Raw genomic sequence first — 12,160 nt, 5'->3', positions numbered from 1 at the left:
CACCCTATCCACAGTCAGGAGTCAGACTATGTCCCGAGTTCCCGTTCGCCCCTATCTGGTCACCAAGGACGAAGGCGGCGTGTTCCGCGTCACCGTGCGCACCACGCGGTTCAATTCGCAGGGCTATCCGCTGGTATCGACCGAAGTGTTGGACGACGGGTTCCGCACCCAGACCCTGGCGCGGGCGTTCGTCCGCGAAACCTACAAGGCCGAAGCGAGCGACATCGCCACCAAATAGGCAAGCGGATTGCGGCGGGGAGGTCGCCCTCCCCGCCGGACCGTGTTCAGGCGGCCTTGAGATTCACGGCCGAGGCCTTGCCGCGCTGGTCGTTCTCGATGTCGTACGAGACGCGCTGGTCGGCCTCGAGCGTCGACATGCCGGCGCGTTCGACCGCGCTGATGTGGACGAAGCTGTCAGCGCCGCCGTCTTCCGGCTCGATGAAACCGAAACCCTTAGCCGTATTGAAGAATTTTACTTTGCCGATAGGCATGAGATGCTCCTTTCACGAAACATATATGTCCCTGCGCAGCTGCGCAGCGAGCCAGAAGCGTGAAATGGAATGGTCGGCCCGGAAGCGTCGATTTCCGTCGCAGGCGACGATAGCCTCGCCAATATGGGGCGGCGGGCGCGAAAAGCAATGCGTCGCGTGACTCCCACCAAATGAACGGCCGGTTTATCTTCGGCTTATCTCATGGCCGCGAAGTCGCGATCGGGATGATGATCCTGCCGGGCGGGCGGATTCACGTCGATGGCTTGCCCGGCCGCGCGCTTGCGCATCCGCTCCTCGCGCTTCTCGGCGTACGTCGCTTCCTTGGCCCAGGCGGCCGCGGCGAATGTTGCGACCGTCCGGACATTGGCAAGGTCCGAGCCGGCGGCAAGAGCGTTCTGCCGGGCTTCCTGGGCACGGCACAAGATGGATGAAGGCTGCATCGGAGATCCTTTCACGGGGAACAATGGCGCGATCGTCCGGCACGCCCACACCGGGTCCGACCGTCGTTCAGGGTTGCTCCACACCGCCGGCACGCCAGGGCAATCCCGGCAGCCGGACCATATGGCGACCGCAATGCACGCAGACGCTGGCGAAATGGCCATGTGCCCAGTCATTGCGCGCCGGGTCCGGCACATGGGCCCCGAATATGCGGTGGAGCAGCTTGTGCATCAGGTGAGGACCTGCTGGGTCCAGGGCTTGCGACTGACCGGCCCGGTCATCACCTTCGCGCCATAGGCCAGGGCGATGATGGCGGCGTCGTTGCCGTTCACGAACACGACGCGCGTGCCTTTGGGATGCAGCGACTCGATCGCGCTGATCGGCGCGTTATGCCCGGCCGAGAATTCGATGACTTCGGCGATGGTGGCATCGACATTCAGCGCGCGCGACATGGGGCATCTCCCGGCGGCAGCGTAAGTGCGGGTGCGAGAGGTGCCGGTTCGACGGCAAAGAGCGAAAGTCGGGTCCGGGCCGCAGGCGTCGGAACAATGGCCTTGGGTGGAAGCACGCGCTGCTCCTTTGCTGGAGCGGGAGCGCGAACATCTCTCAGTCGCATCCATGCTCGTGAAGAAGCGGCGCGATGGAAGGCATATGGGGATGCGGGGCATCGGTTACCAGCGCGGGCAAATAGCTGCCTGGACGCCATGCCCCTGGGCTCTGTGGCCTTCTGGTCGCATTATCATTTGCCGCGTCAATTTCCGTCCGCTCCGATCATTGTGGACGCGCTGCAATGGGTCCTGGTCGCGCTATCGGAACCCACGGTACCCGTCGGCGAGCGCTGGCTGATGCACGGTTGCCTTCGCTCGAGGCCCGCGATAGCGCAGCCTCTCATGGTCGTCCTTTCCGCGTTCTTCTACTTCATCAGCCAGCATTCGCTGCTGTCGCTGCCGCTCTGGATCCTGGCAGGCTTCGCGCTGGGTGCCGCGGCGAGTGCCTTGCTCCGGAATTATGCGTGGATGGGGCTGAGCGTGGTCGGTTTCGTGATCGGGATCGCCAATATCTTCTTGGGATCGATGGTCAATGCGGTCTTCCTCAACGCCTATGGCACCTATGGCACCGCCGTGATCACGCATGAGGAGGAGACCAGCTCCCAGCTCAACGATGCCAATATCTGGGAATATGATGCCGTGGTGCGCACCGCTGACGGGCAGGACATCAAGACCGGCTTCGACACCATGTCCGCGAGCCTCTACCCGCCACGCAATGCCATCGAGATTCCGCCCAAGGGCGAACGTTTCGTCGTCAAATACATCCCCGGCTTCGAACGCAATATCGCGATCATGCGCGACGAATCACCCTTCGGCAAAAGGCTGCTGCTCAGGGCGGCGCTCGAACCCGTCGAACGTGCTGCCGCGCAGGTCGAGGCAAGCCCCGACAATCCCGACTTCCGCCGCGAATATCGCGACGCGGTCGAGAAGTTCCTCGCGCGCCACAGCAAGGACGCGCCTCCCGAACTGATCGACCGCTATCGCAACGAGCTGGAACGTCTCGGCGGCGCCTGAACCTTCGACCGACCCGCAGAGATCGCCATCTTCCCGGATCCGCAGGCAAATCGAGTAAGGATCAAGCGGTAGCCAGTGGATCAAGAGCCGGGTCGCCCGCCGGCAGTGGCTGCTGCAGACCCAACAGGCCATCCCTTGTTTGTTGGATTCGCACCAGCCCCAGCTGTCTCGTGCGGATTCACGGAAAGCCTAAATTATGCAATATCATGTACTTAATCTTGCTGGCACACCCCTTGCTGAGCTTCCTCCGACCGCGCGTCGTCGCGCTGAACCATCGGGGAATCAACCTTGTCCAGCCTGCCAAACCGCACTGTCCTGTCTTTCCTCGCCCGGTCGAGCGCGCTAGCCCTGTCGCTGGCCTGCACGGCTCCAGCATTCGCCGCGCCGCGGGAAGACGAAGCCGCAAAAGCCAAGGCCGCCGAAGCCGCCGAGCCGGACCCCGAGGACGATCCCGCCCGCGCCGGCACCAACGATATCGTCGTCACTGCCCAGCGGCGTGAGCAGCGGCTTCAGGAAGTCCCCACGGCGGTCACTGCGTTGAGTTCGGAGCTGTTCGCCGAGGGCGGCGTCGGCCGTTCGGCGAACGAAGTGCTCAACCTTGTGCCCAACGCATCGGCAGGCACCCAGCAGCATGGCCGTCCGCGCTGGTGGATCCGCGGCGTCGGCGCGGGCCAGCAGCAGCTCGATCTGGCCAATCCGGTCGGCTTCTATCTCGACGACGTCTATATCAGCAACGCCAGCGCCACCGGCCTGCCGCTGTTCGACATCGAGCGCGTGGAGGTGCTCCGCGGTCCGCAGGGCACCTTGTGGGGCAAGAACACCACCGGCGGCGCGATCAACGTCATCTCGAAACGCCCCTCGCTCACCGACGGCGCCGACCAGAATTACGTGAAGCTCGAATATGGCAGCTTCGACAACAAAGTGGCCGAGGCCGGCGTCGGCGCGGCGATCGTTCCAGGCGTGCTGGCGACGCGCATCTCGGCGCGAATCGACGACCGCGAAGGGCGTCTCGACAACCTGTTCACCGGCGAGAAGTCCAACGCCGTCCGCGACAGCGTCGTGCGCGGGCAATTCCTGCTCGCGCCCGCGCCGGGGTTCGAGGCGCTGCTCAGCCTCCATTATCGCGACTATCAGACCGACGGCAGTTATTGGACGACGGCCAGCTATGCCGCGAGCGGCGTGTTCCGGAACAGCTATGCGCCCTCGACCGACAAGGACGAGATCAGCACCAATGCCGGCGAATTCAGCCGCACCACGCAGTTCGGCGGCTCGCTGCATCTCGACTGGGATGTCGGTGCCCTGTCGCTGACGTCGATCACCGGGTACGAGCGGTTCAAGACGCGCGGTGCGGGCGACGGCGATTACACCCCGCTCGAGATCTCGCGCAGCTATACCCAGGCGCGCAGCCAGCAATGGACGCAGGAGCTTCGCCTCGCCTCCCCGCAGGCCGATCGGCTGAACTGGATCCTCGGTCTCTATTACTTCAATGAAAAGATCACGTCGAACGCCTGGTCGGCCACCCTGCCCGCCGGTTCGGTGCCGGCCCAGCCGGGCAGCACCGCGCCCGCGGCCTACGCCCTCACCCGCTACGACCACCGGGCAGAGAGCGGCGCCGCGTTCGGCAGCGCGACCTTCGACTTCACCGATGCAGTGAAGCTGACGGTCGGCGCGCGCTGGACCCGCGAGACCAAGACGCTCGACTTCGACCGCAGCGCTTCGCCGGGCGCCGCCGCGGCGTCGTGGAGCAACTATGCCCATTGGTGGGACAGCTATACCGGCGGTTTCGGCGGCGCCGGCACCTTCTCGGGCGATCTCAAGAAGACCTGGGACGCCTTCACCTATGACGTGACCCCCTCATGGACGGTCGCGCCGGACAATCTGCTCTACTTCAAATATTCGCACGGCGTGAAATCGGGCGGGTTCAACACCGCGGCGACCCTGCCGGTCGCTCTCGCTACGGTCGAGCCCGAGGAACTCGATGCGTTCGAACTGGGCTACAAGTCGCAATGGTTCGATCGGCGCCTCACCTTCAACGCCACATTGTTCCACTATGACTATCACAATGTGCAGATCAACGTCGTCGGCCCCAATCCCGGCGCGGTGGGCGGCGCGACGGTCTCCTATCTCCAGAATGCCGAGAAAGCGCACGTCAACGGCGCGGAGATCGAGCTCGAGGCGCGGCCGGTTGAGGGACTGACGCTCACCGGCGCGGTAGGTATCCTCGACACCAAATATGACGATCTGCAGGTGGTGAACGGCGGCGCGGACCTGTCGGGAGCCCGCTTCGTGCGCGCGCCCAAGCTGACGCTCAACGGCAGCGCGACCTATACCATTCCGCTGGGCGGGAGCGGCAGCGTCGATCTGACCGCGGACGCGCGCTACACCTCGCGCCAATTCTACTACATCACGCCGCAGGACACGGTGAACCGCCATTTCCTGACCCAGGGCGGCTATACCATCGCCAATGCGCGGATCGGCTACACTCCGGCGAACGGACGCTACACGGTGTCGGCATTCGTCAACAATCTGCTCGACACCGAATATCTCAACCACGCGCTTCCGGCCGCGAACCCGGCGCAGGCGATCACCGGCGACACCATCGCCTGGGCCGATCCGCGCACCTATGGGGTATCGCTCATCGTGCGGTTCTGAAACGGGGCGGAAGCTAGTCGTGAACCCGAAACGCCAATGACCCCTAACGCCCCAGTTGCGGACCTCGTTGATCCTCCCCGGCACGGGGAGGGGGACCAGCCGCAGGCTGGTGGAGGGGCTCTCTACGACGGAAATCCTGTGTGGCACCCCCCCTCCACCACCGCCTTCGGCGGCGGTCCCCCTCCCCGTGCCGGGGAGGAACGGAATGTCCGCTGACCGCCGATTTGCAGACATGCTTGCAATGTAGGATTTCGCCTGACAGCCTCATCTGGCTCTTTGACGTCGTAACGCCCCTCTCATCCTGCTCGTGCGAAAGCAGGAGTATAATGCTGCTTGGTCCACACCGCCCTGGATTGCCTGCGCAGGAACAGGCCAGAACCATGCAGGCAGTGTGACCCTAGTGTGACCTTTCGGCTAACCACCCACCAGGGCCTAAGGCGGACCGAGGTTCAACTTGCTCCTTCCCCGCAATAGGAGGGGAGCAGGTTCAGTTGCGGCGTAACGGCTCCCACTTTTCAGCTACAAAGGGGCACCAGGGGAATACCGCCGGCGCCCTTCTTTGCTTCCCGGCTCACTCCGCGGCTTGCAGCAGTGCGCCTTCCTTGCCGCCGAGCAGCGGCAGGACCTCTTCACCGACGCGATACGCCTCTTCGAGATGCGGCGTACCGGCAAGGATGAAGGCGTCGGTCCCGCGCGCGATCAGTTCGTCGAGCCGCGCCGCGCATTGTTCGTAGCTGCCGACGATGCCGAGCGCCGGGCCGCCCCGCAGCAGGCTGAAGCCGCCCCACAGATTGGGTGCGACGATCAGTTCGTCATAGCGCGTCGCCTCGCTGGGCCGGAGCGCCTGTTGCCGCGCGGCGCCCACCGAATCGGTCGGGCCGCCCCGCGCCTGCCGGCGGCGTTCGGGGCTAAGGCTCTCGAAGCCGGCGCGGACTTCGGCCCAGGCTTCCTCCTCGGTGGCGCGCGCGACGAGATCGACGCGCACCGCGCATTTCTGCTCGCCGCCGAGCGCCGCGGTGCGTTCCTTCACCCGCGCGAACTTGTCGGTGAGCTGGTCGAACGGCTCGAGCCATGAGAGATAGTAATCGGCGTGCTTCGCCGCGGATTGCAGCGCCGCGTCGGACGAGCCCGAGAACCAGATCTCGGGTATCTCCTCCCGCGCCAGCAGCGGCGAGAGACCGCCGTCGCGCACCTGGTAGAAGCGGCCGTCATAGGAGAATCCCTCCCCGTCCCACACGCCCTTGAACACATCGAGGAACTCGGTGGTGCGGCCATAGCGGTCGTCATGGCTGAAGCTGTCGCCCCACCAGAGCTGCGAAGGTCCGCCGCCGCCGGTGATGATGTTGAACACGGTGCGCCCGCCGGTGGCGCGCTGGAGGCTCGCCGACATGCGCGCGGCATGGACCGGGTTGAGGAACCCGGGCTGGAACGCGATCATGAAGCGGAAGGACTTGGTCTCGCGTGCCAGCAGCGGCGAGATTACCCAGGGATCGTCGGTATTAGGAAAGGACGGGATCAGCCCGCCGATGAAGCCGGCGCTCTCGGCCGCCTTCGCGATCGCGCCGAGATGGTCGATGTAGCGATAACCGTCGTCCTCGCCGTTGCGATCGAGCCCGGGGGCGATGTTGCGCGCACCCGTAGGCGACCAGTCGCCGCGATCATAAGCCGTGTCGCGCAGGCTGCCGTGGCAACCATGGCTGGGCAGGCGCCAGTAGAAATCAATGGTCATTTGAACACCTCAGGCGGCCGCCGCCACGCGCTCGGTGAGCGCGCGGAAGCGGGGGAGCACATGCTGGCCGATGCGATACGCCTCCTCGAGCGAGGACGGCGCGGCCAGGACGAAATGGCGCAAGCCGAGCGCGGCGAGGTCCGCCAGCCGCTCCGCGACCTCGGCATAACTGCCCACGATCGCCGTGTCGGGAAGCCCGGCCCGTTCGGCGTCGCGCCGCGCGTCCTCGGCCTCGTCGCGCGCCAGCACCGGCTGGATCACGCCGAATTCGACCGAACGGCCGGCGCGGACCGCCAACGTGTCGAGCGTCTCGATCAAGCCGCGAAGGTCGGCGCTCGCCGCGAACAGATGGACGTCGGCGGCCCGCGCCGAGAGGCTGAGTGCCTCCTCGCTCTTGCCCTGCAGGAACACCCGAGGGAAAGCGACGCGGTTGAGCGGGGCCTGGAAGCCGCCGCCCTGCACTTCGAAATGCGCGCCGGCGAAGTCGAACGGCCGCTCCGCATGGACGCCGCGCGCGACGGTCAGGAACTCCTCCGTCCGCGCGTGTAACTGCTCCTCGGGAACATGGTCGCCGTCGCGCGCGCGCGCAGCCGCGTCGGCTGGGACCGCGATCGCCCAGCCGAGCCGTTCATGCGTCTGGCGCTGGAAGCTCACTGCCTGCTTGGCCGCATAGACCGCCGAGCCCGCCGACGCCGGAAATTCTGGGATCAGAGTGAGCCGCGTCGCCGCGCGCGCGATCGCGGCGGCGACGATCGTGCTGTCGTCGGAGTGCGGACGGTGCGGCAGGAACAGGCCGTCGAACGCGGTCTGCGCCGCCGCTTGAGCGACCTGCGCGTAATAGTCGTAGCGGTTGAGCGTCGACGAGCGGACATCGCGGAACAGCCAGGAGTGCCGGGCTCCGGGTTCCGAACGCACCGCGTCCTCGGCGACGTCGAGCTGCCAGTAGGTCTGGATCGTCATGCCGCATCTCTCTCGCTTGCGAAGGCGGGCTGGCCGAGCCGGCCCGCAAACACGGTTTGTCCGATCGGCCGGCGCGTACTCGGGCTCTCGCCGGCGTGGAAATCGACATGGAGCGTGTCGAGCGCACCCTGCCGTCCAAGCGCCACGATCGTCTCGATCGCGAAGTCCCCCGGCACCGCCAGCTTCTCGCGTGCCGCGTCGCGATCGAAGCCGCCGATGCCGTGAGTGTGCCAGCCGAGCAGCAGCGCCTGGTGCGCGAAATTGGTCCACGCCGCGCCCGCATCGAAGCTGTGCGAGATATTGTCGACGATCGCGCCCCGCCGCTCGAGCTTCAGTTCGGACAGCACCACGATCAGCACCGAGGCACGCGACGCCCATAGCGCATTGCGCGGCGCCAGCAGCGACACGAAGGCGTCCCAATGCGCATCGCCATGCCGCGCGATCAGGAACCGCCACGGCTGCACGTTGGAAGCCGAAGGCGCCCAGCGCGCCGCCTCGAACGCGCTCGCCAGCACGGCATCGGGGACGGGCTCACCGGTGAAGCTGCGCGGCGACCAGCGATCGACGAACAGCGGCGCGACGGGATGGTCGGGCGTGCGGGCCATCAGCGCGCCTCCCGACCGGGAAGGTGGACGAGGTTCGACGGCGCACTGGGCGCCGCGGTGAGTTCGGCGAGGATCTCGTCCTTGAGACGGTGGAGCAACGGTGCGGCGCGGTCGCGCGGATGCGGCAGGTCGACTTCGACGATGCGCCGAATGCGTCCCGGATCGGGCGCCATCACCACCACACGATCGCCGAGATACAGCGCCTCCTCGACGTCATGGGTGACCATCAGCATCGTCGAGCGCTGCGCCATCCAGATGCGCTGCAACTCGGCCTGCACCCGCACCCGGGTGAGTGCGTCGAGCGCCCCAAGCGGCTCGTCGAGCAGCAGCAATTTGGGCTCGGTCACCAGCGCGCGCGCGATCGCCGCGCGCTGCGCCATCCCGCCCGAAAGCTGGTGCGGATAGGCTTTCTCGAAGCCGGTCAAATTCACCAGCGCGATATGCTCGGCAACGATCTGCGCGCGACGCGCCTTGGGCACGTCGGTGTTGAGCAAGGCGAGCTCGATATTCTGCTCCAGCGTCATCCACGGGAACAGGCGATGATCCTGGAAGACGATGCCGCGATCGAGGCTGGTGGTCGAAACGCGCTCACCGTCGAGGCGGATCTCGCCGCGATAATCATCATCCAACCCGACGATCAGCCGCAGCAAGGTCGATTTGCCGCAACCCGAGGCGCCGACGATGCTGACGAACTCGCCCGGACGGATGTCGAGATTGATGCCCTCCAGCACCGTGCGCGGCGCGCCGCCGATGGTGAAGCTCTTGTGCAGGTCGCGGATCGCGAGCGCACCGCTGGCTGCCGGGGCACTGGCCGGCGACGGCCTCGCGAGCACTTCGTGGATCATGGGACTCTCCTTCTCAGCGCAGGGGCGCCTGCCAGCGCAGCAGATGCTGGCGGAGGCGCAGGAACAGGCGGTTGATGGTGAAGCCGAGCGCGGCGGTGACGAGGATCGCGACGAGGATGATGTCGATCCGCTGCTGCATCTGGGCGAGCTGCATCGTCACGCCGAGCCCGCCGCCGACCCCGAGCAGGATCTCGCTGGCGATCGACGCGATCCACGCGAAGGCGAGGCCCTGCGTCAGCCCGGTGAGGATCAGCGGCATCGCGGCGGGCAGCAGGATCAGCCGGAAGCGCTGCCACGGCGTGAAGCCATAGATCTGTCCGACCTCGATGAAGCGCCGCTCGACATTGACGACGCCTTCGAAGCTGTTGAGCAGGGTCGGGAAGAATGCCGAGAGGCTGACGACGATCAGCTCGGTCCCCTGCCCGGTGCCGACCCACAGCCCGAGCAACGGTAGCCAGCCCATCAGCGGGACCTGTCGGATCGCCTGGAGCAAGGGATTGAGCACGCGATCTAGCGACCGCCAGATCGCCATCGCCACACCCAGGGCGATCCCCAACGTCCCGCCGATCGCGAGCCCGGATAAGCTGCGCGACAGCGTCGAGGCCATGTCGGAGAACAGGCTCCCCCGCACCGCCAGCTCGACGAACGCGGCACCGACCGACTGGAGCGGCGCAAAGGCCAGCGCATGCGCTCCGCCCGATTGTGCCTGCATTTGCCACCAGATCAGGAACAGCCCCGGCGCGATCAATCCGATCGCGGCGCGCGCCCAGCCGCGTGCGAGCGGCGCCTTCATGCCGCCCTCCAGCGCGATGCGCGGCGCTCGATCGCCTTGGCCCCGCGATCGAGCAGGAAACCGATCACGCCGCTGACGACGACACCCGCCAGCACCACGTCGATGCGGAACATCTGGCGCCCCATCTCCATCATCTGGCCGATGCCGCTGTCGGCCGCGAGCAGCTCGGCAGCGATCAGCACCACCCAGGCGCGGGTCAGCGCGACGCGCAGCCCGGTGACGACCGCAGGCAGGGTCGCCGGAACGAGGATTCGCCAAATGAGATCGGGGAGCCGGGTGCGATAGACCCGCGCGACTTCGAACCACGCCTTCGGCACGCCGCGAATCCCGTCGAATGCGGCGAGCGCAACGGGGAAGAACGCAGCGAGGATGACGATCGCGACCTTGAACTGCTCGTCGATGCCGAGAAAGATCACCAGCATCGGCACGAAGGCGATCACCGGAACCTGCCACACCGCGAAGAAGAACGGACCGAACGCCGCCTCGGCCAGCCGCGATAGGGCGATCGCCGCGCCGAAAGCGAGCCCCGCCAGCGCGCCGATCGCGAAGCCCAAAGCAAGCCGCGTCATGCTCTCGCCGACATGGCGCTGGAGCTCTCCCGTTTCGGCGAGCTGCCAGAGCGTGCGCCCGACTTCGCTTGGCGGGACCAGCACCTGCGCCGGGAAGAGGCCGCTCAGGCAGAGAAGCTGCCACAAGGCCAGCAGCAAGATCGGCGCGAGGAACGATGCGAGCGGCGACTGCCGCCGCGGCGCCGGCGCGGCGAGCGCGGGAAGCGCAGCACTGGCCATCAGGACGCCTTGGGCGCAGCAGCCTGCGCCTGGGCCGGCGCGGGCGCCGTGGGGCTCCAGAAGCCCTCGAGCTTCGCGTCGCGCAGGGCAGGCGCCACGAAGCGCCGGTCGATCAGTTTGTCGACATCGACCTTGTTGCGCACCAGCCCGCGCTCGAAGGCATAGTCGGCCGCCGAACGATAATGATCGACCAGTTCCCTGGTGAACGCCGGCGAGAAGCGCTCGCGCCACGGAATACCGTCATTGGCGTAATCGCGCGCGATGATCTCGACGGGCATCGCTCCCCGCGCCGCATCCTTGATCACCCGGTCGCGATTGGCGTCCTGCGCCGACCATGCCGCGGCGCGGACATAGGCGTCGACTACCAATTGCGTGAGCTCCGGGTTCGCATCGACGAAATCGCCGCGCCCGAACAATTCGGCGCGCATCCGCCAGTCGGCCGGTGCCTGCTTGGTCGACCAGATCACTCGCCCCGCGCCTTTCTGTTCGAGCAACAGCCCGTCGGAGAGCAGGAAGGCGGCGTCGACATTGCCCGAGGCGAGCGCCGCCGGCGTGGCTGCGGGGTTGATGTTGACGATCTTGAAGTCGCTTTGCTTGAGCCCGCTGGCGTCGATCAGCTTGGAGAAGGGCAATTCCCACGGCCGGCCGCGATGGAGCGCGATGCGCTTGCCCTTGAGATCGGCGATGCTCCTGGCGGCGAGGCCGTTGCGCACGACCAGATAGGAATGCAGTCCCTGCCCCGTCGGCGCGACCAGCCTGAGCGGGACCCCGCCCGAAATCGCGATGATCGCCGGGAAATCGCCATAAGCGGCGAAGTCGATCCGCTTGCCGGAGAAGCCCTCGTTGATCAGCGGCCCGCCCACTGCGGTGGGTACCGGAGTCAGCGCCAGCGCGACGCCGCGCTTCGCCAGCTCGGCCTTGAGCCAGCCGTCGCGGATCACCACGCCGGTGAGGCCGTTATACACCTGCCGGCGCTCGAACGGATAGGCGATCCCCGCGATCGTGACGGTCTTCGCCTTGGCGCCGCCGTCGCCGCGGAACTGAAAGGCCGCGAGAGCCACGACGGCGATCAGCACCACGGCACCGATTGCCCACGCCTTGATCGATCTGGGTTTCTGGATCGCCACGCTGCGCTTCTCCTTTTGTCGGAAAGCGTTGCACTTCACGTGCCAAACGGCGCGCAGGGGGAAGGCGGACACCGGACATGGATCAATTGCGCAATTCGGAGCAGTTCGGGCCGCACGGCTGCACGAAATGCAGCGATTTGCGCAGCCATCCGGCCCACCCGGCTTGCCGG

General features: G+C 66.5%; 14 protein-coding genes. 3 read left to right on the top strand and 11 right to left on the bottom strand.

The features are described from left to right. Positions 1-28 precede the first annotated feature (28 nt). Positions 29-238, top strand: coding sequence for a hypothetical protein (locus ASE13_RS14835; protein WP_056617381.1), 210 nt, complete (start codon positions 29-31; stop codon positions 236-238). Between the two features lie 46 nt (positions 239-284). On the opposite strand, the gene ASE13_RS14830 is transcribed toward ASE13_RS14835, so the two are convergent. The 4 genes from ASE13_RS14830 to ASE13_RS14820 form a co-directional block, all read right to left on the bottom strand. Further along, entirely contained in the window at positions 285-491 is a 207-nt protein-coding gene (locus tag ASE13_RS14830; RefSeq protein WP_056617378.1) for a cold-shock protein, read from the bottom strand. A gap of 194 nt (positions 492-685) precedes the next feature. Further along, positions 686-931, bottom strand: coding sequence for a hypothetical protein (locus tag ASE13_RS14825; protein ID WP_056617375.1), 246 nt, complete (start codon positions 929-931; stop codon positions 686-688). A 67-nt stretch (positions 932-998) separates the two neighbouring features. Next, a complete protein-coding gene (locus tag ASE13_RS19925) occupies positions 999-1,160 on the bottom strand; it encodes a hypothetical protein (protein WP_156404903.1) in 162 nt (53 codons plus the stop codon). Then, entirely contained in the window at positions 1,160-1,381 is a 222-nt protein-coding gene (locus ASE13_RS14820; RefSeq protein ID WP_056617372.1) for a hypothetical protein, read from the bottom strand. Before ASE13_RS14820 ends, ASE13_RS19925 begins: the two co-directional genes overlap by 1 nt. A gap of 438 nt (positions 1,382-1,819) precedes the next feature. Between ASE13_RS14820 and ASE13_RS14815 the strand changes: the two genes are divergently transcribed. Beyond that, positions 1,820-2,491: a hypothetical protein gene (locus tag ASE13_RS14815; RefSeq protein WP_156404902.1), complete on the top strand. Its 672-nt coding sequence runs from the start codon at positions 1,820-1,822 to the stop codon at positions 2,489-2,491. A 288-nt stretch (positions 2,492-2,779) separates the two neighbouring features. Continuing rightward, the gene (locus tag ASE13_RS14810) at positions 2,780-5,143 is read left to right on the top strand and encodes a TonB-dependent receptor (RefSeq protein WP_056617366.1); all 2,364 of its coding nucleotides are present in this window, start codon (positions 2,780-2,782) and stop codon (positions 5,141-5,143) included. A gap of 571 nt (positions 5,144-5,714) precedes the next feature. Here the strand turns inward: ASE13_RS14810 and ASE13_RS14805 are convergent. The 7 genes from ASE13_RS14805 to ASE13_RS14775 are packed head-to-tail and all read right to left on the bottom strand — an operon-like array spanning position 5,715 to position 11,990. Beyond that, positions 5,715-6,872, bottom strand: a complete 1,158-nt coding sequence (locus ASE13_RS14805) for an LLM class flavin-dependent oxidoreductase (RefSeq protein ID WP_056617363.1) — start codon at positions 6,870-6,872, stop codon at positions 5,715-5,717. 9 nt (positions 6,873-6,881) lie between these two features. After that, positions 6,882-7,832, bottom strand: a complete 951-nt coding sequence (locus ASE13_RS14800) for an LLM class flavin-dependent oxidoreductase (protein ID WP_056617360.1) — start codon at positions 7,830-7,832, stop codon at positions 6,882-6,884. Continuing rightward, on the bottom strand, positions 7,829-8,437 hold the full coding sequence (locus ASE13_RS14795) for a nitroreductase family protein (protein WP_056617357.1): 609 nt from the start codon (positions 8,435-8,437) through the stop codon (positions 7,829-7,831). Before ASE13_RS14795 ends, ASE13_RS14800 begins: the two co-directional genes overlap by 4 nt. Next, positions 8,437-9,282, bottom strand: coding sequence for an ABC transporter ATP-binding protein (locus ASE13_RS14790; protein WP_056617355.1), 846 nt, complete (start codon positions 9,280-9,282; stop codon positions 8,437-8,439). The genes ASE13_RS14795 and ASE13_RS14790 overlap by 1 nt, the downstream gene beginning before the upstream one ends. Positions 9,283-9,295: 13 nt before the next feature. Further along, positions 9,296-10,075 carry an ABC transporter permease gene (locus ASE13_RS14785; RefSeq protein ID WP_235536994.1) on the bottom strand — a complete coding sequence of 260 codons (780 nt, stop codon included), beginning with the start codon at positions 10,073-10,075 and terminating at the stop codon, positions 9,296-9,298. After that, complete coding sequence (locus ASE13_RS14780; RefSeq protein ID WP_056617352.1) at positions 10,072-10,863, bottom strand: ABC transporter permease; 792 nt, start codon at positions 10,861-10,863, stop codon at positions 10,072-10,074. Before ASE13_RS14780 ends, ASE13_RS14785 begins: the two co-directional genes overlap by 4 nt. Beyond that, positions 10,863-11,990 carry an ABC transporter substrate-binding protein gene (locus tag ASE13_RS14775; RefSeq protein WP_082596873.1) on the bottom strand — a complete coding sequence of 376 codons (1,128 nt, stop codon included), beginning with the start codon at positions 11,988-11,990 and terminating at the stop codon, positions 10,863-10,865. The genes ASE13_RS14780 and ASE13_RS14775 overlap by 1 nt, the downstream gene beginning before the upstream one ends. Positions 11,991-12,160 lie beyond the last annotated feature (170 nt).

Origin of the sequence: Sphingomonas sp. Root241, from assembly GCF_001428865.1 — a bacterium.
Taxonomy (GTDB): Bacteria; Pseudomonadota; Alphaproteobacteria; order Sphingomonadales; family Sphingomonadaceae; genus Sphingomonas.
Note: the sequence above shows the minus strand (reverse complement) of the source record. Positions and strands in the feature narration are given on the sequence as shown.

Coding starts and splice junctions, on each gene's coding strand:
- ASE13_RS14815 (WP_156404902.1), top strand. CDS start 1,820: ATGGTCGTCCTTTCCGCGTTCTTCTACTTCATCAGCCAGCATTCGCTG.
- ASE13_RS14790 (WP_056617355.1), bottom strand. CDS start 9,282: ATGATCCACGAAGTGCTCGCGAGGCCGTCGCCGGCCAGTGCCCCGGCA.
- ASE13_RS14830 (WP_056617378.1), bottom strand. CDS start 491: ATGCCTATCGGCAAAGTAAAATTCTTCAATACGGCTAAGGGTTTCGGT.
- ASE13_RS19925 (WP_156404903.1), bottom strand. CDS start 1,160: ATGCACAAGCTGCTCCACCGCATATTCGGGGCCCATGTGCCGGACCCG.
- ASE13_RS14835 (WP_056617381.1), top strand. CDS start 29: ATGTCCCGAGTTCCCGTTCGCCCCTATCTGGTCACCAAGGACGAAGGC.
- ASE13_RS14825 (WP_056617375.1), bottom strand. CDS start 931: ATGCAGCCTTCATCCATCTTGTGCCGTGCCCAGGAAGCCCGGCAGAAC.
- ASE13_RS14805 (WP_056617363.1), bottom strand. CDS start 6,872: ATGACCATTGATTTCTACTGGCGCCTGCCCAGCCATGGTTGCCACGGC.
- ASE13_RS14795 (WP_056617357.1), bottom strand. CDS start 8,437: ATGGCCCGCACGCCCGACCATCCCGTCGCGCCGCTGTTCGTCGATCGC.
- ASE13_RS14800 (WP_056617360.1), bottom strand. CDS start 7,832: ATGACGATCCAGACCTACTGGCAGCTCGACGTCGCCGAGGACGCGGTG.
- ASE13_RS14820 (WP_056617372.1), bottom strand. CDS start 1,381: ATGTCGCGCGCGCTGAATGTCGATGCCACCATCGCCGAAGTCATCGAA.
- ASE13_RS14785 (WP_235536994.1), bottom strand. CDS start 10,075: ATGAAGGCGCCGCTCGCACGCGGCTGGGCGCGCGCCGCGATCGGATTG.
- ASE13_RS14780 (WP_056617352.1), bottom strand. CDS start 10,863: ATGGCCAGTGCTGCGCTTCCCGCGCTCGCCGCGCCGGCGCCGCGGCGG.